This is a genomic window from Geobacter sp. FeAm09 (assembly GCF_008330225.1).
In the GTDB taxonomy this organism is placed as follows: domain Bacteria; phylum Desulfobacterota; class Desulfuromonadia; order Geobacterales; family Pseudopelobacteraceae; genus Oryzomonas.
This window is the reverse complement of the sequence record NZ_CP042466.1, coordinates 1,728,610-1,752,734: the sequence shown is the minus strand read 5'-3', so window position 1 is coordinate 1,752,734 and position 24,125 is coordinate 1,728,610. Positions and strand designations below refer to the sequence as shown.

Sequence of the window (24,125 nt, the reverse complement as noted above, 5' to 3'; positions counted from 1 at the left end):
TCGTTAAAATAATTATCACAAGAACAGGAAATTATTGTATTTTTTCTCCCGTCAAGACAATGCCATGCTCAAGCCTAACAATATGATCGCATATTCTGCCAAGAGCATTAGTATCATGACTTACCACAAATATTGTGCCGTTATCAGATTTAATATTTTCAATTTTTTGAAGACATTTTGACTGAAAACCTTCATCTCCCACAGCTAAAACTTCATCAAATAGAAAGATATCAGCCGGACTGTGAACCGCAATGGAAAAAGCTAGCCGTAAAAACATCCCAGATGAATATTTTTTTACCGGAACATTTATAAATTCATGGAGTTCCGAGAAGTCAACTATTTGTTCAACTTTGTATTTAAGCTCTCTTATGGTAAGACCAAGGATAGTGCCGTTCATGTAGATATTTTCGATGCCGTTGAGGTCCGGATGCATACCGGCACCCAACTCGATCAACGGCGCCACCCGCCCTTGGGCACTGATTGCCCCTTTGGTCGGATAAGTAACATTAGATATCAGTTTGAGAATAGTACTCTTACCCGCGCCATTTGAGCCGCACAGACCAACACATTCCCCTTTTTTCACAGACAGTGAAATATCCCTGAGCGCCCAAAATTCACCATCCGCCAACTCATCGCGACATTTCCTACCGGTAATAACCGAAACCAGTTCATCTCGTAGCGAGTTGTTTAACACCTGCTGTTTTGAATATTTCTTCCAGACATTGTTGAACTCAATAACCGGTTCAAATGACATCCGCAAAAGCCCTCTCAACACGAACGAAGATGCGATAAATCACAAGATAAAGTGCAATAGTGCCAATTACTTCTATGGCCATCTGCCACATGATGATGCCTCTGCCCTCGATGGTGACGCGCCGCATATTTTCGACAATAAATACCAAAGGATTAAGAAATAGTAACATTTTCCAGCGACTCTCGACCGTATCGATGGAGTAGATTACCGGCGTAGCGAAAAACAGGAATTGTAACAGAAAGGCCGAAACAAGTTTGACATCTCGATAATAGACATTGAGAGCGGCGAGAAAAAGCGAGATCGAGGTTGTGTACACAACCAGCATCACCATGAGAGGAAAAAGCCAGAGAAAATTCCAAGTCAGTGGTGTCTGATAAACCAACAATAAAATAAAATACACCAAAAGACCAATGAAGTAATCAATAAGATTTATGGCAACACCGGAGAGGGGAATGATCTCACGAGGAAAATAAATTTTGGTAACCAGATTGAAATTGTTCGAAAGACTGGTGACTGCAAAATTGGTTGATCCAGAAAAAAATGTCCAAGGTAGGACACCGGCATAAAAGAAAAGAACATAGGGATAATTTTTGTGGCTCGTCTGCAAAACAACCCCAAAAATAAAGGTGAAAAGCAACATTAGACTGACCGGTTGCAGTATAGCCCAGAGTACTCCAATTGTCGTCTGCTTGTAACGGATCAAAAATTCCCGCCATATAAATACAAGCAAAAGATCCTTATAAAGATAGAGGCGCTTAATCACTGCGGAACCTGTTTTGAAAAAAATAAATGAGGAAAAATGGTTTCATAAAAATCTCAGACTACATAGCGACCTAATTATAATGAAAAATCACTTTGTTGTATAGTGATGATAGCGCCCCGGCAAAAAAACTGATTGAGCAACCCCTCCTATCATGGTGCGTATATCCCCCACCCCACCATCACCGCCCAGGCGAGCCCGACGATAAACAGCGGCAGGTCTTTCGTCAGCGACTCGGTCGGGTCGCCCCCCTTCCCGGACTGTACCCGGAGGATATAGCGCAATAACCCGAAACAACAGAGCGGAACCGTGTAGAGCAGCAGCGATGAGTGGCGCGAGATGACATAGAGGGTGTACGTAACCAGCACCGCAGCTCCGGTCATGTACATGGTCCCGTCCAGAAAACCTTCAGGATAGGCGACCAGCGCCTTGCGGTGGCTGGCGGCGGACCTCCCCAGGCGGTTCTTCTCGCTGAGGCGCTTGCCGGTGCCGAGGAAGACCGCCAGCAGGAAGACGCTCAAAAAGAGCCATTCCGAGATCGTCACCCCAAAGGCCGCTCCTCCGGCCTCGAGCCGCAGCAGAAATCCGGCCGCTATGCAAAAGATATCGACCAGCGCATACTCCTTCAATCTGATCGAATAGGCGCTGGAGACACCGCCGTACAGCAGCACCAACAGCAGAAACGCGCCGGACACCTGCCAGGCAAGAACCATGGCGGCCAGGGCCAGGGCAAGGGCAAGCGCGCGGGCGGAACGAGGCGATATCAGGCCGGACGGCAACGGCCGCAACCTCTTTTCGGGATGGTTGCGGTCATGTTCCCGGTCCAGAAGATCATTGAGGATATAGGTCGCGCTCGACGCCAGGCAGAAGGATGCGAACGGGAGCAGCGCAGCGGGGCACGCAACGGATAGGAAGAACGTCCCCCCAGAAAAGAGGGGAAGAAGATCATCAGGTTTTTCAGCCATTGCGTCGGCCGAAGAAGTTTGAGATACCCCCGGAGGGCGGGTAAGGACATGGCGTGCGGCACCATCGTGTGAACGGACGCGCGAACGTCCGCCGGACGAGAGTCATTCAAAGACAGTTTCCCGTGATTCTTCAAGCAACGCTTCAAGTTCCGCAATCTGGAAACTGCTGAGATCGAGGACTTCAGCCTCTTTGGTTGCGATCAAGTCCAATGCGGGATCGTGTTTCAGGCCAAGGCCGACCCGGCGGCAGGCCAGGTTGACGAAGCGGACGATGGTCAGCATTTTGTTGACCACATCCCACTGCTCCAGATGATGATCCCGGACCACATCGCAGTACATGGCCGGGAAGTTCCAGTGCAGCATCAGGCGGTACCCCTGCTCCACGTGCATGGCCTCGAAGATGTCGGCGATCAGTTCTTCGTCGAACAGGGAACTGATCACGCCGGCATCCACCAGGCGCTCGATCGCCTTGAGGAGGTAGAGCTTGCCCACGTCGTGCAGAAGCGCGGCCAGGTAGGTCTCGTCCGCGACCCCGCGCATGCCGCAGGCATGGGCCAGCCAGCGCGCGCCGAGAGCCGAACCGTGGCTGTGGAGCCAAAGCTGCTTCATGTAACGGTTGAGAGCTTCGTTCTGGGACGAGTGGATGGCGGCCTGGGAGGCGGCGATGGCCAGGTTGATAACCTGCTGCGCCCCCAGGCGGATGACGGCCTCCTTGATGGTGGCCACCTTGGTGCGCCCCATATACATGGGCGAATTGGCCATCTTCAGCATCTGGGTGGCCAGGGACTGGTCCTCGATAGCCACGTTGGCGACTTCATCCACCGTAAAGTCATAATCGGAAAGCATGCGTTGCAGCTTGATGGCAACGGGATGGAATATGGGCAGTTCGATGGGCTGCGAAGCAAGCAGTTTCCTGACAGTTTCCGGTATGACGGCGGTAGCCATAGACAAACTTCTCCTTCGCAGAAGGGGGGTGACAGCGATCAAGGCCGCTTTTCGGTTATTTCTTCTCCTGCGCTCAGGCGGGCGGCCATCCGTTGGATTCCCGCCCCCACGGTGTGTTTGCTTTAACAAATACACCATAATACCGTTGAAAGCTACAATTTTCCACGGTTTGAACCTGCCCGAAACACACCCGATCCGGTCAGAGAGAGGACTTTTTCCGCCTTCCGCTTTTCGTCAGCCCCAGGCGCCCTTCCAGATCATCCACAAACTGGCGGGCCGAGCGCCCGCTGCGGCGCGCGGAATACAGCGACCACTTCAACGCCAGGTCGCACAGTTCCGTGTCTTTCACCCCGAGTCCCCGGCGGGCGGCGTAATAGCGGACCACATCCAGATACTCGTCCTGGTCGAGGCTGTAAAACCCGAACGACAACCCAAAACGATCTGCCAATGCTAGTTTTTCGCCCACGGCCTCCTCGGGGTGTATTTCCAGGTCGCCGGTGTTGTCCTCCATCCGCTCCGGCATGAGATGGCGGCGGTTCGAGGTGGCGTAGATCAGCACATTGCCGGGGCGCTCCTCGATATCGCCGTCCAAAAGCGTCTTGAGGGCGCGAAAATCCCCCTCCCCCTCGTCAAAGGAAAGGTCGTCGCAGAACAGGATGAAGCGGTACGGCGCATCCCGCAGCAGGGAGGTTATGTGGGGCAGGGACATGATATCCCAGCGTTTCAGCTCCACAATCCGCAACCCCCGCGAGGCAAACGGCTTCAACAGCCCCTTGACCAGCGACGACTTGCCGCACCCCCGTTCGCCCCACAGGAGCACATTGTTGGCCGGCAGCCCCTCCACGAACTGGGTGGTGTTGCGGACCACCTCTTCCTTGATGTCGTCGATGCCCACCAATTCGTTCAGATCAAAGAGGTGGGGATACATCACCGGTGCCAGGCGCCCCCGCTCGCCGGTCCGTTCCCAGCGGAACGCCAGGAAATGCTCGCAATCGGGAGGGGCGACGGCGGCGGGCATCATCCCTTCCACAAGCCGCTCCACCCTCTCCAGCAATGCTCCGAATCTTTCCGCGTTATCTATCATGGTCCTGTTTCAACATCCGCAACCGCAGTTGTGGCATACCTTTCTGAATTCGCTCGACGGGGCAACAGTCTCCGGGGCAAAGGCGATCCGCCGCACCGCGGCCCCGATATCCTCCATGATATCCAGATGTTCGCTCTTGCCGATGATATGCCCGACGCACTGGTTGGCATGGCCGTCGTCGGGGGAGGATATCTTGACGCAGTTCAGCAGGTCGGCGTAGCTGTTGATGGTGATGGTCGCGTCGCGGTTGCGCACGACGGTGAGCGCAACCCCCAGCTTTTTCATATCCCGCGCCAGGTTCTCGCAAAAGCGGCGGAAGAGATCCGCCTCGAAGTCGAAGTGCCAGTCCTGCCTCGCGTGTTCCTGAGCCAGGATCGTTATGGTTATCCCTTTCAAACGTCTGCCTGCCATGGTGTGCCGGCTCCTTTTACGCCGTAGAGATTCCCGGAATCCGTGATGCCGGAATGCCGTAGTGGCCAGAAGAGCTGGAGCCTGCACGCCGCCCGTGTCGTACACGTCACTCATTCTGACGGTACTCCGGCAGGTTGCGGCATTTCTTTGAAAGCAAAGGCTGAGGCCTTCCGGACAAGCAGGCATGGCGGCATCGCGGATTCCGGCATTGTTCAGCCCCGGAGGGGGCACTCCGCCTCCCAGGCAAAATAGCCATCGCCCACGATCGCGAGAAAACTCTCGATACGTTGGCCATAGTAATCGGTCTGGTCCGCCTCCGCTTCGAGAAAATCCAGTTCCTCACGGGAGATCAGATGCTGCGCGTGCAGATAGCGGTACAACTCGCGGATGCCGGCCAGATGCCGTTCCAGAATGCGCATCTCCGGGTCGAGGGTATGGGTGATGAACCACGTGGCCGCAAAACACCTGACAATGCCCGGCTGCGGCCGGGCCACGTTCTGGCGGGCAAAGTCCACCACATAGTCCCGCAGATAGAGATCGGCGCTGAAGGCCAACTCCGATGCCTGCTCCGGCGTCATGCCCCTGCCCACCAGGCTTAAGTAAAAGCGCTTGAGCAATTCCTGGCAGCACTCATCCACCCGGAGCTCATCGTCGAGAGACACACTCTCGAAATCATCGTGATCAAACTCGATCTCGGGCTGTTTCACGTCACTCATACGGATAAGTTCCACTCCTGTCACGGATTAAGTTCCAACAGATCCTTGTGGACGAATGTCCCCTTTTTCTGGATCAGGACGCCATCGAACCAGATTTCGCCGTCGGCGAGAATTCTCACCAGGTCCCAATGGACGGCGGAGCGGTTGCCGTTGTCGCACTCATCGTAGGCCTGGCCCGGGGTGAAGTGGATCGAGCCGAAGATCTTCTCGTCAAAGAGGATATTGCGCATGGGGCGGCGGATGCCCGGGTTGATCCCCAGGGAGAATTCGCCGATGTAGCGGGCCCCCTCGTCCGTATCCAGGATCTTGTTGAGCGCCCCGCTCATGCCCGCCTCGGCGCTGGCCTTGACGATCCTGCCGTCCTTGAACTCGAAGCGCACGCCGTTGAACTCCTTGCCCTGGTAGATGCTGGGGCAGTTATAGGTGATGTGCCCCTGGACCGAATTCCGGACCGGTGCGGAGAACACCTCGCCGTCCGGCATGTTCAAACGCCCGTCGCACTTGATCCCCGGCAGGCCGTCGATGCTGAACGCAAGATCCGTATCCGGCGCAACGATGCGTACTTGCTTGGTTTTGTCCATCAGCTTCTTGAGCTTGTCCTGTTTCTTCGATTCCGCGCGCCAGTCGATGCAGCAGGCGGAAAAGAGGTAATCCTCGTATTCATCCAAGCTCATCCTGGCTTCCTGGGCCGCGGCATGAGTCGGGTACCGGGTCACCACCCAGCGGGTGTGCCTGACCCGCTGGTCCACCAGCGGTCTGGTGAGTTTCTGGTAGGCCACCATGGCCTCTTGGCGGGCATTGGCCATGACCATGGAGTTGTCGCCGGCCGCGATGCCGATATAGACGGTCAGGGTCTTGAAGAAATCCAGCTTGTGCTGGGGGAAATGGTCCAACTGCTGTTTGTTGGCCAGGTTGTAGAAATTGCGGTCGATCTCGGGGACGGAAAAGGCATACTCCACATACGCGGCGCCCCGCTTGAGGCAGAGGGCATGGAGTTCCTTGACCAGGGGCAGGGCTTCCAGGCCGGCGGCGTTGATCAACACCACGTCCCCTTTTTTCACCCGCGTGGAATAGTCCACCAATATTTCTGCAAACTGAGTAATTCTAGTGTCTTTCATCGTTCACACGTCCTTTGCGCCGTCAGATTTTGGTTGCGCTCGGCAGCCGCTCCCGTTTATGGTGGCAGCCGAGCCACATTCACTCTGAATCACGGGAAAAACTACCATGAACCGTCATAAAATTGAAACCAAAATCATGAACCCCCTGATGGGCTCGCGCATCCCGCTTCCCACCTATGCCACCGGCGGTTCGGCGGCCATGGACCTGCGGGCCTGCCTGGACGCCCCCCTCACGGTGCAGCCGGGCCAGACCGTGCTGATCCCCAGCGGCATAGCCATCAGCATCCACGACCGGAACCTGGTGGCCCTGCTGGTGCCGCGCTCCGGGCTGGGGATCAAACACGGGATCGTACTGGCCAATACGGTGGGGGTTATCGATTCGGACTACCAGGGGGAGATCGGCATCGGCATTCTCAACCGGGGCACAACTGCCTACACCGTGGAGCCGGGCGAACGCATCTGCCAGATGCTGTTCGTACCGGTGACCCAGGCAGAATTGAGCATTATCGATGAGTTCAGCCAGGATAGTTCACGCGGTGCTGGAGGTTTTGGCCACACCGGCAGGGATTGACCGCAGGGCATCAAAAGGCCAGACGGTCCCCGGTCACGTCAAGGCCGGCGACCTTGCCCATCACTTCCAGATTCAGCTTGCTGCCGTCGAAAAGTTCGTTCGCCAGCACCATGATGTCGCCGGCGGTGACGGCGTCGAAACCGGCCAGGACCTCCTCGACCGGCTGGTACCGTTGCAGGTAGATCTCGTTCTTGGCCAGACGGGTCATCAGGCTGTCGGTGCTCTCCAGAGACATGAGGATCTTCCCCTTGAGCTGCTCCCGGGAGGAGTCGAGCTCATCCTCCGGCACCGCTTCGCGCTTCAGCCGCCCCATCTCCCGCAGGGCGATATCGATGACCTCCCGGCAATGCTCCTGCTCCGTCCCGGCGTAGACCACCAGCGAACCCGAGTCGGCGTGGGAAATCACATAGGAATAGACCGAATAGGCCAGCCCCTTTTTCTCGCGCACCTCGTCGAAGAGGCGCGAACTCATGCCGCCCCCCAGAATGGTGTTGAGCAGGAACAGGGCGTAACGGTCGGGGTGGTTCTGGGGCAACGCCCGTGTTCCCAGACAGATCAGGGCCTGTTCCAGGTCCCGCTCGATCAGGCTGACGCACCGGCCGGGAGAGGCGGTTTCTCCCGCGGCGACGGGTACCCAGCTTGACGAAAGCCCCGAAAAGGCTCCCTGCATGAGAGAAACCAGCTCGGCGTGGTCCACGTTGCCGGCGGCCGAGATGATGATGTCCTCGGGGCGGTAGCGGCTCTGTTTGTACGCAACGATGTCATTGCGGGAGAGCCGGCTGATGGTTTCTTCCGAGCCAAGCACCGACAACCCCAGGGGGTGCCCCTTCCAGAAATTCTGGTGAAAACGGTCGTGGATGCACTCTTCCGGCGCATCGTCCCGCATCTTGATCTCCTGAAGGATCACCTTCCGCTCCCGCTCGATCTCGTCGGCCGGAAAATTCGAGTGGAGAAAGATATCGGTCAGGAGGTCCGCCACCCTGGGGAGGAACGAAGCCAGCACCTTGGCGTAATAGCAGACGTATTCGTGGCCGGTGAAAGCATTGAGGATCCCCCCCATGGAGTCGATCTCGTGGGATATCTGGCGTGCGGTGCGCCGCTTTGTCCCCTTGAAGAGAAGGTGCTCGATGAAGTGGGCGATGCCGTTATTGTCGTGGGATTCGTGGCGCGTGCCATTGGCCACCCAGATGCCGATGGAAACGGTGTGCATATGTTCGGCACGCTGACTGATGAGCCTGACGCCATTGGGTAAGACGGTAGAATTTATCATGACCACATCATACCGCGCTTTTCAGAAAAATCTACCCTGTTTCGGGAGCGCCCGCGCAAAAAAAGTATATCTTGCGGCCTACTCCCTGAATTTGCTAGAACAGGTCCACCATCCCATTTCCTTCGGAGCAGTGTCATGAACATTATTGCCACCACCCTTCCCGACGTTCTCCTCCTCGAGCCCAAAGTCTTCGGCGATGAACGCGGATTTTTCTTCGAAAGTTTCAATGAACGGATCTGGCGCCAGTTGACCGGGCTTGACGTCACGTTCGTCCAGCACAACCACTCCCGTTCGACCGGCGGGGTCCTGCGCGGGCTGCACTATCAGATCCGGCACCCCCAGGGGAAACTGGTGCGGGTCATTGTCGGCGAGGTTTTCGACGTGGCGGTGGACATCCGCCGCAGTTCGCCCACGTTCGGCGCCTGGTTCGGCGCCACCCTCTCCGCCGAAAACAAGCGGCAGATGTGGGTGCCCCCCGGATTCGCCCACGGTTTCTGCGTTACTTCGGAACATGCCGAGTTCCTGTACCTGACCACCGATTACTGGGCGCCGGAGCATGAACGCTGCATCGCCTGGAATGACCCGGACCTGGCGATCGCGTGGCCCCTTGCCGCCGAACCGACCATTTCGGCCAAGGACCGCGACGGCAAACGGTTCAAGGAAGCAGACCTGTTTCCATGACCGGCACTCCGCCCAGCACCGGCGCCGGCCGGGAACGGCAGAACACCCGCTGGCTCCTGCTACTCTGCCTGTGCCAGCTCTTCATCATGCTGGTGTTTATCAATTACTCGGCCATCCTGCCCATCCTGCGCCAGGAATGGGGCATGAGCAACACCCGGGCCGGCATGATCTTTTCGGTCTACCAAGTGGGTTACATCGCCTCCGGGGTCATCCTCTCGACCCTCACCGACCGCATGAACACCAAGCTGATCTTCATCGGCGCCGCCCTCTGGTCCGCCGCCGCCAACCTGCTCTTTGCCCGGTACGCCCATGACTTCGCCAGCGGCATGGTCCTGCGCGCCCTGACCGGCATCGGCATGGGGGGCACCTACATGCCGGGGCTCAAGCTGGTGGCGGAACGGTTCGCCCCGGCCAGGCGCGGCCGGGCCATCGGCATCTACGTCGGCTCGCTCATGCTGGGCTCGTCGCTCTCCCTGGCCGTCACCGGGTGGCTGAGCGGGCTCTATGGCTGGCGCGCCGCCTTTACCTGCTGTTCCGTCGGCGTGTTTGCCGGGGCACTGCTCGCCGTTCCGCTGTTCCGCGGGTACCACCCCGCCCCCAGGGCCCAGATCACCGGCGGCTACACGGCGGAGGTGGCCCGCAACCGGCCGGCCATCCTGATGATCTTAGGCTACGGCTCCCACATGTGGGAGATGTACGGCATGCGGAGTTGGCTGGCCCCGTTCTTCACGGCCGCCCTGGTGGGGTGGGGCTACGGCCAGGGGCGCGCCACCGCCCTCGCCTCCACCATTGCCGCACTGCTGGTCGGCATCGGCGCGTTTTCGACCGCCGTGACCGGCACCCTCTCCGACCGTTTCGGCCGCACCGCCACCATCGCCATGGTCATGCTCGCCAGCGCCCTGCTCTCTTTTTCCTTCGGCTGGCTGATCAACACCAACATATGGTTGACCTCGGCCATCGGTCTGCTGTACGGTTATCTGGTGGTGGCGGAGTCGCCGGTCTTCTCCACCGGGCTGACGGAACTGGTCGCCCCCGGCTACCTGGGGGCCGCCATGGGGCTTCAGTCCCTGATCGGCTACTCCCTGGCCTCGATCTCGCCGACGGTCTTCGGCTGGACCCTGGATACCTTCCGGGGGTGGCAGCCGTTCCCCGGCATCACCGGCGCCTGGGGCCTGGCCTTTGCCAGCCTGGGCATCGGCGGGCTGGCCGGCCCGTTCTTCATGTGGTGGCTCCGCCGCTCTCCCGAAAGCCTGAAAATGGCCAACGGCAGACGCTGAACAACTGAAACCCTGAAAGCGCTCCTCACGTCTCTGCCATGATTATTGACTGGAATACCATCGACACCGTCCTCCTGGACATGGACGGCACCCTGCTGGACAGGCACTTCGACGACCACTTCTGGCTGGAACACGTTCCCAAACGGTGGGCCGCCCGCAACGGCACGACGGAGGAGTACGCCCGGAAGCACCTGCATGCCCTGTTCAAGTCCCAAGAACAGACCCTCAACTGGACCGATCTGGATTATTGGTCCGAACGCCTGAAACTGGACATCCCCCAGCTGAAGCGGGAGGTGGAGCACCTGATCGCCGTTCACCCCTTTGTGGTGGAATTCCTGCTATTTCTGCGGCACAACCGCAAGGATGTCCGGCTGGTGACCAACGCCCATGCCAAGACCCTGGACCTGAAGATGAAAACCACCCGTATCGGGGCATACTTCGACGGCATCATCTCGGCGCACGAGGTCGGCCTGCCCAAGGAGGACGACCGTTTCTGGGAGGAACTCCAGAGGGTTGTCCGCTACGATCCCGCCCGGACCATGCTGGGGGAAGACAGCGAAATCAACCTTGCCACGGCACAGCGGTACGGCATCAGGTATCCGGTGTACATCAGCCGCTTCAGCTCCACGATCCAGCCGAAACCCTCTGCCGCCTTCGCCTCCATCGAGTACTTCAGCGCCCTGATACCGGGCAACGGCGAAAAAACCATCACCATCTCAAAAGGCTAAACCATATGCACCCTTACCGGTCCCTGCGCACCGCTGTTGTCATCGCCTCTCTTCTGGCCGCTTTCCCCGCCCTGGCCGCCGAATCCGAACTGCGCATCGGCAAGTTCAGTTCGTCGGAGCTGGCGGGGTGGAAGGAACAGACCGTTTTCGGCTCGAAAAAATCGACCTACACCTTTGTCCAGGACAACGGAAAGAGCGTTCTCATGGGAAAAAGCCACGATACGGCGTCGGGGCTGCTCCACAAAATCGATATCGACCCCAAGACGCATCCGGTCATCAGATGGTCATGGAAGATCGACCATACGGTCAAAAAGGGCAACGAGAGGATCAAAGACGGGCACGACTTTGCCGCCCGCCTCTACGTGGTGTTTCCCCGGGGCTTCTTCTCCCAGACCCGGGCCATCGAGTACGTGTGGGGCAACGTCCTGCGCAAGGGAGAGAGCATCCGCAATCCCTACTCGAAGAACGTGGTCATGATTGCCGTGGATGGAGGGGATGAACTGGCCGGGCACTGGACTGCTCACCGGCGCAATTTTGCCGACGACTACCGTGCCGCCTTCGGCGAGGAGGCGCCCAGGGTCGGCGCCATCGCCATCATGACCGACAGCGACAACACCCATGAGTCCGCAACCGGCTACTACGGCGACATAACCGTGCTCCCGGCAGCCCGGGAAGATGAGCAGAAACCGAAGCAGAAGGAACCGGCCGCCAAAGAGCAGGCGCCCAAAGAGCAACCGGCCAAGGCACACCCGGCAAAGCCGAAGGAGCCGTTGCCCAAGGAGCAGCCCAACGGCGCCACCTCGCATCCGGCGCCTCCGGTCGCCCTTCCACCCGGTCAAAACCAGCAATAGGCGCTGTTACATCCGGCTCAGCTTGGTCCGGAACTTCTCGAGGCGTGCTGCGCCTTCTTCGATCAGCCGCACCAAGTCCTTGCGGGCGCCGCTGGCCACATCCCTGCCCTTTTCGACCAGTTCATCGGTCTTCTCGCCGATGGTTTCCACCAGGTCGTTGATATTGGTCGTAATGTCCTCCACCGCCTCATCGGCCCGGGTCTTGGCGCGCCGCGCATAGCGCGAGATGTCCCGGCGCGTGCGCTGGCCGGACTGGGGGGCCAAAAGCAGCGCAAGCCCGGCGCCCACGATACCACCCGCCACCATCAGCAATGCCGCCGCAGCAACCTTTTTATCTCTGTCCTCCATGACCGTCCTCCTTCGTGCTGATGTCTGTTGTTTTATTGTACCCCACCGGGCGGAAAAATCCACTGTTCGCCCTCCCTTTCCCCCAGCGCCACAATTTTTCCCGAATGCCTTTATCTTGGTCGGAAGTCATGTTATAAAATTTCGTATAATAACCATTATCTCACGACAGGGGCACCTCATGAGCTCATTGTACGATGTACTCATCATAGGCGGCGGACCGGCCGGCCTGGCCACCGCCTACCTGTGCCACAAGCATGGTCTCTCCTACCTGGTGCTCGAATCGGGCAAGTCGGTATTCCAGGGGATCGCCAATACCTATCCCGAGGGCAAGCATGTGTATGCCTCCAAGCCCAAGGATGCGCCGGAACCGTTCCTGGTGGATGAGCTGCGGCCGCCCGACAAGCCGGTCACGGTGGAGAGCTACATCCAGTATGTGCAGCATTTCGTGCAGCACGAGAAGATCAATGTGCGCACCGAGGTCGCCTTCGAGGATATCCGGGAAGAGCGGGACGTGCTCTCGGTGCTAACCGACAAGGGCGTATTTCGCGGGCGCAAGGTCGTGCTGGCCTTCGGCAGCAGCATTCCCCGGGAGTTGTCGGTATACGGCGACGCCAAGATGGTGGCCAAGAACCTGGAGGACGCCGGCAAATACGTGGGCGTCAAGACGCTGGTCATCGGCGGCGGCAACACCGCGGCGGACGTGGTCATCGCCATACTCAAGGCCAAGCGGGAGGTCAACGACAACCAACCGGTCTACTGGTCCCACACGTCGGGAAAATTCGACGTCAACAAGGAGACGGCCCAGCGTTTGGGCGAAGAGATCCTCCTGGGGGGCAATATCCGCCTGTATCCCGGGGCCACGCCGCGCATCGGCGAGGTGGACAAGGAGGGGGTTGACCGTCTGGTCATCCGCATCAACGAATTCAAGCAGGCGGACGGCATCGACCTGTACCACGCCCTGAGCTTTCCCATGGAGAACGTGATCGCCTGCATCGGTTCCCAAGGGCCCATGCCGGTCTTCGACAAACTCGGCATCCAGATGATCACCTGCGCGGCCGGGGTCTGCAAGATCGCCAAGGAGGGGGACCGCCTGGTACTCCTCTCCTCCGAGTTCGAATCCACCCGCAGGGGGGTCTACGTCATCGGCGGCGCCATCTCGCCGTCCTATATGAAGATCAACGCGGGAGCCATTGCCGAGGAGAAGCACCCCAACCTGATCTACACCGCCATCAACGACGCCTACCACGTCGTGGAGGCCATCAGGAAGAAGATGGAGAATTAGCGTCCATGCCGCGTGCGCCGTGCCGGAGTTCATTTTTTCCGGCACGGCGCACGCGGCCCCCATTTCGGGCCGCGGCTCCCCTTGAAAAACTCCCCTGCGATGATTAGGTTGTTTCCGTATCGATTCCATCCCACAAAGGAGAACGCATAAGCATGTCCAAGACCACCAAGCAGTTCCAGACCGAGGTGCAGCAGCTTCTCGATCTGGTCATCCATTCCCTCTACTCCAATCGGGATATTTTCCTGCGCGAGCTGATCTCCAACGCCTCCGACGCCATCGACAAGGTGCGCTTCGAGGCCCACTCCAACGAATCGGTGCTGGAAGGGAACAGCGACTGGAAGATCAAGCTCATCCCCAATAAGGATGCCGGCACCCTGACCATCCGCGACAACGGCATCGGCATGAACATGGCCGAAGTCGAGGAGAACATCGGCACCATCGCCCGCTCCGGCACCAAGGCCTTCATGCAGAGCCTCAAGGACAAGGTGACCAGCGACAACCCGGAACTGATCGGCCAGTTCGGCGTCGGTTTCTACGCCTCGTTCATGGTCGCCGACAAGGTGACGCTCTTTACGCGCGCGGCCGGCTCCATCGAGTCGGGATGCTGCTGGGAATCCGCCGGCGACGGCTCCTACACCATCGAGGGGTGCAGCCGGGAAAAACGCGGCACCGAGATCGTCCTGCACCTGAAGGACGAGTTCAAGGAGTACCTGGACGAGTGGAAGATCCGCTCCATCGTGAAGAAATACTCGGATTACATCCAGTACCCCGTGGTCATGGACGTCACCCGCACCGAAGTGCCCAAGGGGGTGGACGGCAAGGAGATCGAGGGGGCCGGCACCATCGAGAAGACGGAGGAGGAAATCCTCAACTCCATGAAGGCCATCTGGGCGCGTGCCAAAAGCGACGTGACCGAAGAGGAATACAACGAATTCTACAAACATATCTCCCATGACTTCGAGGCCCCCTATCGCACCATCCACTTCTCGGCGGAAGGCACCAGCGAATTCAAGGCCCTGGTGTACCTGCCGGCCCGCAAACCGTTCGACATGTTCTTCTCCGACCGCAAAAAGGGGCTGCAGCTCTACGTCAAGCGGGTGTTCATCACCGACAAGTGCGAGGAACTGATCCCCGACTATCTGCGCTTCGTCAAGGGGGTGGTGGACTCCTCCGACCTCCCCCTCAACGTCTCCCGCGAGATCCTCCAGGAGGATGTGCAGATCAAGCGCATCCAGAAGAACCTGGTCGGCAAGGTCCTCTCCACCCTGGCCGACGAGAAGGAAAAGAACTACGATTCCTATGTGGCCTTCTGGAAGGAGTTCGGCCCGGTCCTCAAGGAGGGGGTCCACTTCGACTTCGCCAACAAGGAGAAGCTCCAGGACCTGCTCCTGTTCGAAAGCACGAGGAGCGAGAACGGTTCCTTTGTGTCGCTGAAAGAGTATGTGGAACGCATGCCCGAGGCGCAGAAGGAGATCTATTTCATCACCGGCACCAGCCGTGAAGCCCTGGAGCAGTCGCCCCACCTGGAGGTGTTCCGGTCAAAGGGGTTCGAGGTGCTGTTCCTGACCGACCCGGTGGACGAGTGGGTGGTCCAGGCGCTCACCGAGTACGACGGCAAGCAGCTCAAGGCGGTTGACCGCGGCGATATCAGCGTGGACAGCGAAGATGAGAAGAAGGAAAAGGAAAAGAAACGTGAAGAGGCCCAGAAGGAGTTCTCCGACCTGATCTCCCTCATTACGGACCGCCTGAAGGACAAGGTCAAGGAGGTGCGCTTCTCGAACCGCCTGACCGACAGCGCCTGCTGCCTGGTTGCCGACGAGCACGGCATGAACGCCAACATGGAGCGCATCATGAAGGCGCTCAACCAGAGCGTGCCCGAATCCAAACGTATCCTGGAACTGAACCCGGACCACGCCATCCTCAGGGTTATGGCCGAACTGCACACGGCGGACAAGGCAGCCCCGGCCCTGGGCGACTACGCCGACCTGCTCTACGACCAGGCGCTCCTGACCGAGGGGTCGCCCATCAAGGACCCGCTGCGTTTTACGAAGCTGGTCAGCGAACTGATGGTCAAAGCAGCCGCGAAATAACGGATTAAAGCTCCCCCGGCAAAGCCGGGGGAGCCATACCGCCCCTCTCTGCGCCCCGTAACAAAAAGTTCAAATATTCCTACAAATCCGGATGCATTCTGCCGATATTAATGAAAGCACCAATCATACTCGAGCGATCCTCCCTCATAACAACGCCAGAGCGTTTACACGCCAAATAACCGGGGATCAATCCAACGAACGGAGCTATCGTCATGATGAGCGACACGCCGGCAGGAGATGGGGCCAGGGAAAACAGCATCCCGGGCAAGGAGTTCAAAAAACTCGGCTACAGCCTGTTTATCGCCATATCCAAGGACAAGCAGGAATGCCTCTGCAGCTACGTACCGCGCCAGCAGGGGTCCATGATGACCAGGGACGAGTTGAACGGCTACCTTGCCGCGGCCGGAGTGAAGGGAGATTTTGACGAAAAGGCCCTCAGCACCTTTGCGGTCAACGCCGCGGCCGGACAGACGCTGCACAGCGTGGTGGTGGCAACCGGCATCCCACCCGCCAACGGCATCGACGGCTCGCTCTCCTATACGGTGCAACCATCCGCCTCCGTCCAGCCGGATGGCGACGATGCCGCAGCCATCGACCTGCATCAGGTTCAGACCTTTATCAACGTCATGCCGGGCGACGAGATCGCCCGTGTCACCCCCCCACCCCCGGATCTGCCGGCAAAAGCGTGACCGGCGAAACCATTCCCCCCGTCCCGGGCAAACCCCTGGCCCTCAAGATCGGCAAGAATATCACCGCCGAGGACAGTGGGGAGCGGCTTGTTGCCGCTGCCGCGGGCAGGGTGTGCGTGGCATCCGGTGAAATATCCGTCGAGGAAGAGTACGTGGTGTCCGGGGATGTGAATTTCCGGGTCGGCTCCATCGTCTTCAACGGCGTCGTGGAGGTGCGGGGCGACGTGCTCGACGACTTCAGCGTCCACGCCACCAAGGGGCTGCGCGTCAGCGGCAATATCGGCAACTGCCGCATCGAGAGCGGCGGCGACATCTCCTTCTGCGGCATGGATGGCCAGGGCAAGGGAACCATAGCGTGCGGCGGCAACATCACGGCGCAGTTCATCCACGACTGCACCATCGAATGCGCCGGCGATATCTTTGTGGAGGTGGAGTTGCACAATTGCACCGTAAGGACGCTGGGCAGGATCATCGTCAACAAGGGTGCGATTGCCGGCGGGACGTATGCCGCGTTGGGGGGGGTCGAGGCCAAGAAAATCGGATCGCTGGCATCGGTCAGGACAAAGCTGACCGTGGGGGTCGATTATCACGATGCCGAAGAGCTCGAAAGGCTCATGGAGGAACTCGCCCTCAACCACAAGCAAAGCGGAGAGGCGGGAACGCTTCAGGAAATCGAGGAGCTGCGCCAGAAAAGGGCCACACTGACGGACCGGATCATGGCGCTCCGCTCAAAGGTCGATGAGCGGTCCAACCCGAAGGTCAATGTCAAAGGTACGCTCTACGACAACACCCTGCTGGTGGTCGGCATGCAGAACGAAGAGGTGAGGGACCCCCATGACGGGCCTCTCAGCGCCAGTGAAAACACGATCGACGGCGGACTTCGCTATCTTTCCCTGACCAGCCTGGATGTCAAGGCTGCCGACATCGAAAAAGCCTTTATTCTCGAGTATCAAAAAAGGTAGCCGCCCCCTGCAGGTGCACGCAGTCATGCCGGCAGGCTAGTGGATGCCGAGGATGGTTTCCAGCGCCTTGCGGTAGGCCCCGGCCGCTTCCCGCGGTCGCTTCCGCTCTTCAAACACCCGCCCCTTGTACACGTACAGGTTATAGTCCAGGGGGTTGATCCGCTCCGCCTCGTCGAACATCTGCAACGCCTGCTCCGGCTTGTCCTGCCGGCCATAGGCAAAACCCGCGTAGTAATAGCACGGCGTGTAGGATTCGTCCGCCTTCAATGCGCTCTCCAGCAAGCTCTGCCCTTCTGCCAGCCGCCCGTCCTCGAACATGAGCAGCGCCGATTCGCACAGGGCGATGACATGGGTCGGCTCCTTGCTCAGGGCCTCCCGGAACTGCGCTTCAGCCAGGGCCTTGTCGCCCCGCTCCCGATAGAATTTGCCCAGGCTGATGTGGGGCAGGACAAACGCGGGGTCGGCCTCGATGGCCTTCTTGAACCACATCTCCGAACTCTCGGCCATGCGTCCCGATTTCAGCGTATTCCGCCCCATGTTGTAGAAACGAAGCGCACTCTTGGCCGGCTGATACCCCTTCTTCGCCGCTATGGCCGGCCTCGCCCCCTCCAGGGAGGCGGTCACGAAATCCGCCATCTCCTCCGCACCCACCAGCGGGTAGCCGGAAAGCTCGTACCGGATGACCCGCTCCCGGTCCACGATGACCGTCGTGGGCAGGGCGATGATGCCGATATCGTGGAAGTAGTCCAGCCCCCGGTCCACCAGCACCGGATAGGTCAGCCCGAGCCGCTCGACGATTGAACGGATGCGCGCCAGGTCGGCGTCGGAGATCTTTTGCCCGTCCGCATTGATGGCCACGACCGCCAGTCCCCGGCCGCGGTACTTCCGGTACAGTTGCTCCATCCGGGCCAGAGCCTTCTCCGATTTCTTGTCCCAGGTGGACCAGATCAGGAGGATCGTCAGCTTCTCCCCTTTCAGGTCGGCAAACGATCTCTTTTCACCGGCCGCCTGGTACAGGGAGAAGTCGGGGGCCTCCATGCCGGTCTGGAGCTGCTGGAGCGTCGCCGCCGCCGGGGTGAACAGGAACATGCCGTACGCGGTGAGCAGTGTGGCCAGGAGCGCGGTTTTCTTCAAAACCGGATGGGGGCTTGGAACTCTTTTTCGGGACATTATACCTTCCGCTCTTCAACTCACGCCTGATGTGCTATTTTCTTCCCTGCCGATACTTCGCTATGCCCTCTTTATACTCCGCCAGCGCCTTGTCGGGATCGCCCGACGCTTCGTACACGAGCCCCAGCTCGTAGTGGGTCCTGACCGGGTTGGGATTGCGGACCAGGGCCGCCTGCAGTACCTGCTCGGCCTCCTTGAGGTTGCCGGCCCGGGCCAGGAGCATCCCCTCCCCGGTCTTGGCGCCGGGGGTCTGCCCAGTGCGTTTCAGGGTTTCATCGATCTGGAGGATGGTTTCCAGCGCCTTGCGATAGGCCCCGGCCGCTTCCCGCGGTCGCTTCCGCTCTTCAAACACCCGCCCCTTGTACACGTACAGGTTATAGTCCAGGGGGTTGATCCGCTCCGCCTCGTCGAACATCTGCAACGCCTGCTCCGGCTTGTCCTGCCGGCCATAGGCAAAACCCGCGTAGTAATAGCACGGCGTGTAGGATTCGTCCGCCTTCAATGCGCTCTCCAGCAAGCTCTGCCCTTCTGCCAGCCGCCCGTCCTCGAACATGAGCAGCGCCGATTCGCACAGGGCGATGACATGGGTCGGCTCCTTGCTCAGGGCCTCCCGGAACTGCGCTTCAGCCAGGGCCTTGTCGCCCCGCTCCCGATAGAATTTGCCCAGACTGATGTGGGGCAGGACAAACGCGGGGTCGGCCTCAATGGCCTTCTTGAACCACATCTCCGAACTCTCGGCCATGCGTCCCGATTTCAGCGTATTCCGCCCCATGTTGTAGAAACGAAGCGCACTCTTGGCCGGCTGATACCCCTTCTTCGCCGCTATGGCCGGCCTCGCCCCCTCCAGGGAGGCGGTCACGAAATCCGCCATCTCCTCCGCACCCACCAGCGGGTAGCCGGAAAGCTCGTACCGGATGACCCGCTCCCGATCAACGATGACCGTCGTGGGCAGGGCGATGATGCCGATATCGTGGAAATAGTCCAGCCCCCGGTCCACCAGCACCGGATAGGTCAGCCCGAGCCGCCCGACTATTGAACGGATGTGCGGGTCGGCATCCGCGCCGCCCCGCACATCCGCTTCGATGGCCACGACCGCCAGTCCCCGGCCGCGGTACTTCCGGTACAGTTGCTCCATCCGGGCCAGAGCCTTCTCCGATTTCTTGTCCCAGGTGGACCAGATCAGGAGGATCGTCAGCTTCTCCCCTTTCAGGTCGGCAAACGATCTCTTTTCACCGGCCGCCTGGTACAGGGAGAAGTCGGGGGCCTCCATGCCGGTCTGGAGCTGCTGGAGCGTCCCATGGGCGGGTGTGGGGGGCAGAACAGCGCAGGCCGCGAACAAAACGCCCAGCAGCGCGCTTTTTTTCAAGGCGGCCCAAACGGGGGATGGGGGGATGGTCGTGATCATCGTTCCTTCTGACAGGTACGTGCGGCACACCTTCGTGGCGCAGGGGAACGGAACCGTTACTTTCTCCCCTGCCGGTACTTGGCGATGCCCTCTTTATACTCGGCCAGCGCCTTGTCGAGATCGCCCGACGCCTCGTACACGCGCCCCAGCTCGTAATGGGTCCTGACCGGGTCGGGATTGCGGACCAGGGCCGCCAGCAGTACCTGCTCGGCCTCTTTGAGGTTGCCGGCCCGGGCCAGGAGAATCCCCTCCCCGGTCATGGCGGCATGGGAGTGGCGGTTGTGCTTCAGCGCCTCGTCGAACGCCGTCTTCGCCTCTGCCAGGGCGCCGGCGTTCAGCAACAGGTACCCCAGGCGCACATGAAGGACGGCGTCCTCCGGCGCCCGCGCGATCTGCTCCCGCAGGCTGAAAAGCTCACTGTCCCCGGAACCCGGGGCGACCGGGGCGACAACGGGCGGTGCCGTTTGCGCCGGGGCCGCGGCCTCGGGCGCTGCCGCACCCGCCGTCCAGGGAGCGGCGACCATGAGTGCGGCCATGACGGCACGTACGCCCCACCGCCCGCCGCCAGGCAGGCGCAAGGGGGAGTGTGCCGTCAAACGCTTCGTGCCAGCCGCCATTATTGATTCTTCACCGCATGCTTCCGGTCATAGGCGAAGAGCTTGTGGCACCCCGGCAGGCAACGCCCGCCGTCGGCGGTCTTCTCGAAACCGACCGGCAGCTTCCAGGCGTTGAAGGGGACCGAATCCCGCACGTGGCGCGGGTTGTTGGTGGCGTGGGCATCGTGGCAGGCCCGGCAGGTACGCCCCTTCACCGTTTTGTTGACATGGACGAAATGCAGGTTCTGGTCGCCGTTTCTGAAGGCGGTCAACTTGGTCGTGCGCTCGTCGTCGGCCAGGGATTTTTCATGGCACATGTAGCACAGCTTGTAGTTTTCCGGGTTATAGCCGGCATAAAAGACGGGGGGAAAATTTTCGCGCAGGATCCTGAAATTCTTGGAACCGTGGGTGTTGTGGCACCCCGAACAGTCCTTCTGCTTGATGGGGCCGTGAAAATCCGTATTGGCATCCAGCATGGCCTTCATATTCGCCACCCGCGTCGCGCCGGCCCCATACTCCTTGTTGTGGCAGCTCATGCAGAGGTCTGCCGGCTGCATGGTCAACTGTTTGACGTAATCGGACACGTGGGGGTCATGGCAGGCGAGGCATTTCTTTTCCGTGGCGAGCCCCTTGTGCTTCACGGTGGCCGAGTTGATGTCCGTCTGCTTGTCCTTGTGGCAGCCAAGGCAGAGTTCTTCCGAACCATCGGCCTTGAAGTTGTACCGGTATCCGCCGTTATGGGGGTCATGGCAGAGGGTGCAGGACTTCTGAACCGGAGCATGGGTAAACTTCTTGTTTTTGAAGGCCTCGGCCTTGTCGGCGTGGCATTCGAAGCAGACGGCGTTGGCCGTTGTCCGCAGCAGCTTGGGGAAATCGCCCTGGTGCACGGCGTGACAGGTGGTGCAACTCCCCACGGCAACCGGCCCATGGACGAATTTGCCCTTCATGATGGAGCGGTCGTGGCACTTGAAGCAGAGTTCCGCGCCGGCGGCGCGAAGTTGGTATTTGTTGGGTGACTGGTGGGAATCGTGGCAGGTGAAGCACTTGCCCTGTTTCACCGGGGCATGTACGTATTTGTGGGTATCGAGCCGCTCATGGCACTCGGCGCACAGCTTGCCCGTGTTCTCTATGGCTTCGAACTTGTGTTTTCCCGCCTGTTTGTGACAGAAGGTGCAGTCGCCCGTCGCCACGGGACCGTGCACGTACTTTTCGGTGCCCATCTTGCCGTGGCAGTCGGCGGTGACGCAGGACACCTTTGGGGGGGCGGGTTGATTGGACAACGCAAGGGCATTATGTGCAGAGCCGGGGGACACGAGGAGTTGCAAACAAACGACGAACGACACAACCACACCACATGGAATCTTCCTGTGCACAGCGCAAGCCCTCCTTCAATCAAGTCAAACATAACAGTGCAGCTGTGCTTTAAAACCATGTATGTAGTTATTTGTCAAGCGTTTTTTATCATTATCCACACCAAACTAATAAGAATAAATTAAGGACGCAACATTCCTGAAAGCATTCCACCATGTTTCAATACGCGTAAAGAACTTCAATATTAGCTTGCGCCATGGGATTATTCTGTCGTTCTCCCTGAAGCTCCATACGGTAAATATATGGAATCGACTGGGGCGTGAGAACAGTACTGGATTCCGCAACTCCAGAACCCTCCAGTTGAAGACCGCTCGTATCGGAATTACCCTTCACCGTGTCGACAATCTTGGAATACACGACAAACGGACTGCCCTTAACGGCTGCCATGGTGAAACTCATATCGTAATTCTGTTTCGGGTTGGGTGTGTTACTGCATCCAGCTGGCCAATTGGCGGTCGATTTGGTCAGTTTGCTCCGCATACATGACTCGCTGGAATTCAACTGAACACCGGTGCCAAAGGCAGTCTGAAGATTCGACGACAGGGTGGAAGTGGAACTCGAGTAGTTCCGCATGATAAACGGCAGGATATCCTTGGCGTATATCTCTGCTCCGCCATAGGTCGCCTCAACCGCGGTCTTGTAACGCTTGTTCATCCCCGACACGTGGATGCTCTGGGTCATCATGTAGAGCAGAGCCATGACAATCGTGAGCGATATCAGGGTCAGCATCAAGGATGTGACCAGGGCGAAACCATCTTCATTCTTTATCCTGTTCAAGACCATCACCTCAGACTACTCATTGGAGAAGAGATTTTTGGGACGAACCACGACGCGATACAGTTTCCAACGATAATTGAGCAGTCCTTTGGCGGCTAAGTCATAAGAATTAGTCAAACTCGTTTCAGCTGCCGCCGTGTCACCGACGACAATCGGTGAAGGACTCGTATAATTGGGATCACGCCTGCCGTTTTGGGCCAATAGGTAAACCTTTACGATTTTCAGGTTGTTCCTGATATTCGGCACTGTGGCAGCGGAGGCGTTGTTTTTGTTTGTCGCTGAAAGGGCGTCCGCCGCCGTACCGCCGGTTGGTGCGGTACAACTACCGATCATGACCGTGCCATCCGCATTCGAATAACAATCAATTGCGCCATCGCTGTTCATATCCCACCCGAGGACCACTTGCATATCGGCAACGCAGTCCAATAGCGGATGGTACGTCAGTTTGCCATCGGCATGATTGACCGTTGCCTTGTAGAGGATTCCCACATAGGGGCTGGGACTGCCGCTGGCATCCTTGGCACAGACATCGGGAATCCTGCTCGAATCGGGTGTACCGGAACCGATAACTGGAAGCCCGACAAAATAATCGGCCCGGTTGAAGGGCATGCGGGGCGTGGAGCTGTCAATGCCATACGCCGTATATATGGTGTTGCTCGCCGATGAGAACTGGGCAAAGGCCGTATTGCTGTACGTGTAATAGAATTGGTTCGTAAGGGTGGGGGTTAAGGTCGTGCTCTGGCCGCTGGTACTCACCTGCCGCTTCAACAGGACCACATTGTCGCCGCTCCCCAGGTTCTCCGCAGCGGATGGCCAGGAATGGGACGTGACGTTGGGTGGCGAAATTTCAAGGTAGGTCCATTTCTGTGCCGTCTTGGAAGTACTGACCGTGGCGGCCTTTACGACCAGGTAGTCGGTGCCGGCAAGAATTTTATAATTGCCGCTGCTGTCCGGGTCCGACGCAACAGACGCCACATTATTGCCGGCGACGATCGGCCGCGGCGGCTCCGTACCGGCATTGAAGTCGTTATAGGTACTTGCGGGAGCATTCAGGGCTTCGCCGGTATAACTGACCGTCGAGGTTTCGGTAAACAGCCCCAAACCGGCCTGCTGCAGGTCATGCCGCAACATTTCGAGACCAATGATACCTTCTATGTTGCTCTCCTCGCTCCGAAACACCTTGGCGCTCTGCCCGAGGATCGTCTTGAAGGCACTTCCCGTTATCAGCAGCACAATCACGAAAACAGCCGTGACAATCAACACTTCAATCAGAGTAAAACCGCTGTTATTCGATCGCATAGTAT

Annotated in this window: 24 protein-coding genes and 1 pseudogene; 9 read left to right on the top strand and 16 right to left on the bottom strand. The window is 58.9% G+C overall.

The genetic code is table 11. The annotated features are described in order from the left end of the window. Positions 1–31: 31 nt before the first annotated feature. The 8 genes from FO488_RS08285 to FO488_RS08250 all read right to left on the bottom strand — a co-directional run bounded on the left by FO488_RS08285 (position 32) and on the right by FO488_RS08250 (position 6,753). Positions 32–754 (bottom strand): ABC transporter ATP-binding protein, encoded by a 723-nt coding sequence (locus tag FO488_RS08285; RefSeq protein ID WP_149210126.1) that lies wholly within the window; start codon positions 752–754, stop codon positions 32–34. Beyond that, positions 744–1,517 carry an ABC transporter permease gene (locus FO488_RS08280; RefSeq protein ID WP_168205945.1) on the bottom strand — a complete coding sequence of 258 codons (774 nt, stop codon included), beginning with the start codon at positions 1,515–1,517 and terminating at the stop codon, positions 744–746. Before FO488_RS08280 ends, FO488_RS08285 begins: the two co-directional genes overlap by 11 nt. A gap of 149 nt (positions 1,518–1,666) precedes the next feature. Next, positions 1,667–2,479, bottom strand: coding sequence for a decaprenyl-phosphate phosphoribosyltransferase (locus tag FO488_RS08275; RefSeq protein WP_240732220.1), 813 nt, complete (start codon positions 2,477–2,479; stop codon positions 1,667–1,669). Between the two features lie 102 nt (positions 2,480–2,581). Beyond that, positions 2,582–3,424, bottom strand: a complete 843-nt coding sequence (locus FO488_RS08270; RefSeq protein WP_149210124.1) for an HDOD domain-containing protein — start codon at positions 3,422–3,424, stop codon at positions 2,582–2,584. 199 nt (positions 3,425–3,623) lie between these two features. Further along, positions 3,624–4,508: an ATP-binding protein gene (locus tag FO488_RS08265; RefSeq protein WP_149210123.1), complete on the bottom strand. Its 885-nt coding sequence runs from the start codon at positions 4,506–4,508 to the stop codon at positions 3,624–3,626. 9 nt (positions 4,509–4,517) lie between these two features. Further along, a complete protein-coding gene (locus FO488_RS08260; RefSeq protein WP_149210122.1) occupies positions 4,518–4,919 on the bottom strand; it encodes a hypothetical protein in 402 nt (133 codons plus the stop codon). A 212-nt stretch (positions 4,920–5,131) separates the two neighbouring features. Next, positions 5,132–5,635, bottom strand: a complete 504-nt coding sequence (locus FO488_RS08255; protein ID WP_149210121.1) for a hypothetical protein — start codon at positions 5,633–5,635, stop codon at positions 5,132–5,134. 20 nt (positions 5,636–5,655) lie between these two features. Then, positions 5,656–6,753, bottom strand: a complete 1,098-nt coding sequence (locus tag FO488_RS08250; protein WP_149210120.1) for an aminopeptidase — start codon at positions 6,751–6,753, stop codon at positions 5,656–5,658. Positions 6,754–6,859: 106 nt separating this feature from the next. Between FO488_RS08250 and dut the strand changes: the two genes are divergently transcribed. Beyond that, entirely contained in the window at positions 6,860–7,324 is a 465-nt protein-coding gene (dut, locus tag FO488_RS08245) for a dUTP diphosphatase (protein ID WP_149210119.1), read from the top strand. Between the two features lie 10 nt (positions 7,325–7,334). Here dut and FO488_RS08240 read toward each other — a convergent pair whose 3' ends face one another. After that, positions 7,335–8,594 carry a pitrilysin family protein gene (locus FO488_RS08240; RefSeq protein WP_149210118.1) on the bottom strand — a complete coding sequence of 420 codons (1,260 nt, stop codon included), beginning with the start codon at positions 8,592–8,594 and terminating at the stop codon, positions 7,335–7,337. A gap of 135 nt (positions 8,595–8,729) precedes the next feature. Between FO488_RS08240 and rfbC the strand changes: the two genes are divergently transcribed. From rfbC to FO488_RS08220, 4 genes are read left to right on the top strand one after another with little or no spacing between them, the layout of a single operon-like run. Further along, positions 8,730–9,275, top strand: coding sequence for a dTDP-4-dehydrorhamnose 3,5-epimerase (gene rfbC / locus FO488_RS08235; RefSeq protein ID WP_149210117.1), 546 nt, complete (start codon positions 8,730–8,732; stop codon positions 9,273–9,275). Next, the gene (locus tag FO488_RS08230; RefSeq protein WP_149210116.1) at positions 9,272–10,552 is read left to right on the top strand and encodes an MFS transporter; all 1,281 of its coding nucleotides are present in this window, start codon (positions 9,272–9,274) and stop codon (positions 10,550–10,552) included. Before rfbC ends, FO488_RS08230 begins: the two co-directional genes overlap by 4 nt. A 38-nt stretch (positions 10,553–10,590) precedes the next feature. After that, positions 10,591–11,280, top strand: coding sequence for a GMP/IMP nucleotidase (yrfG, locus tag FO488_RS08225; RefSeq protein WP_149210115.1), 690 nt, complete (start codon positions 10,591–10,593; stop codon positions 11,278–11,280). A gap of 5 nt (positions 11,281–11,285) precedes the next feature. After that, positions 11,286–12,131 (top strand): DUF3047 domain-containing protein, encoded by an 846-nt coding sequence (locus FO488_RS08220; protein ID WP_240732219.1) that lies wholly within the window; start codon positions 11,286–11,288, stop codon positions 12,129–12,131. Positions 12,132–12,137: 6 nt separating this feature from the next. Here FO488_RS08220 and FO488_RS08215 read toward each other — a convergent pair whose 3' ends face one another. Then, on the bottom strand, positions 12,138–12,479 hold the full coding sequence (locus tag FO488_RS08215) for a YtxH domain-containing protein (RefSeq protein ID WP_149210114.1): 342 nt from the start codon (positions 12,477–12,479) through the stop codon (positions 12,138–12,140). 178 nt (positions 12,480–12,657) lie between these two features. Here FO488_RS08215 and FO488_RS08210 point away from each other — a divergent pair, with 178 nt between their 5' ends. The 4 genes and pseudogenes from FO488_RS08210 (at position 12,658) to FO488_RS08195 (ending at position 17,502) form a co-directional block, all read left to right on the top strand. Further along, a complete protein-coding gene (locus tag FO488_RS08210; protein ID WP_149210113.1) occupies positions 12,658–13,761 on the top strand; it encodes an NAD(P)/FAD-dependent oxidoreductase in 1,104 nt (367 codons plus the stop codon). Between the two features lie 152 nt (positions 13,762–13,913). Then, positions 13,914–15,851: a molecular chaperone HtpG gene (htpG, locus tag FO488_RS08205; RefSeq protein ID WP_149210112.1), complete on the top strand. Its 1,938-nt coding sequence runs from the start codon at positions 13,914–13,916 to the stop codon at positions 15,849–15,851. A gap of 212 nt (positions 15,852–16,063) precedes the next feature. Next, positions 16,064–16,602 (top strand): annotated as a pseudogene (locus FO488_RS08200) (flagellar assembly protein A); the annotation flags it as partial. Between the two features lie 48 nt (positions 16,603–16,650). Next, on the top strand, positions 16,651–17,502 hold the full coding sequence (locus tag FO488_RS08195) for a FapA family protein (protein ID WP_370514340.1): 852 nt from the start codon (positions 16,651–16,653) through the stop codon (positions 17,500–17,502). Between the two features lie 36 nt (positions 17,503–17,538). Here FO488_RS08195 and FO488_RS08190 read toward each other — a convergent pair whose 3' ends face one another. The 6 genes from FO488_RS08190 to FO488_RS08165 form a co-directional block, all read right to left on the bottom strand. Continuing rightward, on the bottom strand, positions 17,539–18,636 hold the full coding sequence (locus FO488_RS08190) for a TlpA disulfide reductase family protein (protein WP_205743384.1): 1,098 nt from the start codon (positions 18,634–18,636) through the stop codon (positions 17,539–17,541). Positions 18,637–18,706: 70 nt separating this feature from the next. Next, on the bottom strand, positions 18,707–20,077 hold the full coding sequence (locus FO488_RS08185; protein WP_149210108.1) for a TlpA disulfide reductase family protein: 1,371 nt from the start codon (positions 20,075–20,077) through the stop codon (positions 18,707–18,709). A 56-nt stretch (positions 20,078–20,133) separates the two neighbouring features. Continuing rightward, a complete protein-coding gene (locus FO488_RS08180) occupies positions 20,134–20,694 on the bottom strand; it encodes a tetratricopeptide repeat protein (protein WP_149210107.1) in 561 nt (186 codons plus the stop codon). Continuing rightward, positions 20,694–21,926, bottom strand: coding sequence for a cytochrome c3 family protein (locus tag FO488_RS08175; protein WP_205743383.1), 1,233 nt, complete (start codon positions 21,924–21,926; stop codon positions 20,694–20,696). Before FO488_RS08175 ends, FO488_RS08180 begins: the two co-directional genes overlap by 1 nt. A 277-nt stretch (positions 21,927–22,203) precedes the next feature. Then, the gene (locus tag FO488_RS08170; RefSeq protein WP_370514331.1) at positions 22,204–22,821 is read right to left on the bottom strand and encodes a hypothetical protein; all 618 of its coding nucleotides are present in this window, start codon (positions 22,819–22,821) and stop codon (positions 22,204–22,206) included. Positions 22,822–22,836: 15 nt separating this feature from the next. After that, positions 22,837–24,120, bottom strand: a complete 1,284-nt coding sequence (locus FO488_RS08165; RefSeq protein WP_149212115.1) for a PilW family protein — start codon at positions 24,118–24,120, stop codon at positions 22,837–22,839. Between the last annotated feature and the right edge of the window lie 5 nt (positions 24,121–24,125).

Coding starts and splice junctions, on each gene's coding strand:
- FO488_RS08270 (WP_149210124.1), bottom strand. CDS start 3,424: ATGGCTACCGCCGTCATACCGGAAACTGTCAGGAAACTGCTTGCTTCG.
- FO488_RS08215 (WP_149210114.1), bottom strand. CDS start 12,479: ATGGAGGACAGAGATAAAAAGGTTGCTGCGGCGGCATTGCTGATGGTG.
- FO488_RS08185 (WP_149210108.1), bottom strand. CDS start 20,077: ATGATCACGACCATCCCCCCATCCCCCGTTTGGGCCGCCTTGAAAAAA.
- dut (WP_149210119.1), top strand. CDS start 6,860: ATGAACCGTCATAAAATTGAAACCAAAATCATGAACCCCCTGATGGGC.
- FO488_RS08255 (WP_149210121.1), bottom strand. CDS start 5,635: ATGAGTGACGTGAAACAGCCCGAGATCGAGTTTGATCACGATGATTTC.
- FO488_RS08210 (WP_149210113.1), top strand. CDS start 12,658: ATGAGCTCATTGTACGATGTACTCATCATAGGCGGCGGACCGGCCGGC.
- FO488_RS08285 (WP_149210126.1), bottom strand. CDS start 754: ATGTCATTTGAACCGGTTATTGAGTTCAACAATGTCTGGAAGAAATAT.
- FO488_RS08165 (WP_149212115.1), bottom strand. CDS start 24,120: ATGCGATCGAATAACAGCGGTTTTACTCTGATTGAAGTGTTGATTGTC.
- FO488_RS08250 (WP_149210120.1), bottom strand. CDS start 6,753: ATGAAAGACACTAGAATTACTCAGTTTGCAGAAATATTGGTGGACTAT.
- FO488_RS08265 (WP_149210123.1), bottom strand. CDS start 4,508: ATGATAGATAACGCGGAAAGATTCGGAGCATTGCTGGAGAGGGTGGAG.
- rfbC (WP_149210117.1), top strand. CDS start 8,730: ATGAACATTATTGCCACCACCCTTCCCGACGTTCTCCTCCTCGAGCCC.
- htpG (WP_149210112.1), top strand. CDS start 13,914: ATGTCCAAGACCACCAAGCAGTTCCAGACCGAGGTGCAGCAGCTTCTC.
- FO488_RS08220 (WP_240732219.1), top strand. CDS start 11,286: ATGCACCCTTACCGGTCCCTGCGCACCGCTGTTGTCATCGCCTCTCTT.
- FO488_RS08260 (WP_149210122.1), bottom strand. CDS start 4,919: ATGGCAGGCAGACGTTTGAAAGGGATAACCATAACGATCCTGGCTCAG.
- yrfG (WP_149210115.1), top strand. CDS start 10,591: ATGATTATTGACTGGAATACCATCGACACCGTCCTCCTGGACATGGAC.
- FO488_RS08275 (WP_240732220.1), bottom strand. CDS start 2,479: ATGGCTGAAAAACCTGATGATCTTCTTCCCCTCTTTTCTGGGGGGACG.
- FO488_RS08240 (WP_149210118.1), bottom strand. CDS start 8,594: ATGATAAATTCTACCGTCTTACCCAATGGCGTCAGGCTCATCAGTCAG.
- FO488_RS08180 (WP_149210107.1), bottom strand. CDS start 20,694: ATGGCGGCTGGCACGAAGCGTTTGACGGCACACTCCCCCTTGCGCCTG.
- FO488_RS08230 (WP_149210116.1), top strand. CDS start 9,272: ATGACCGGCACTCCGCCCAGCACCGGCGCCGGCCGGGAACGGCAGAAC.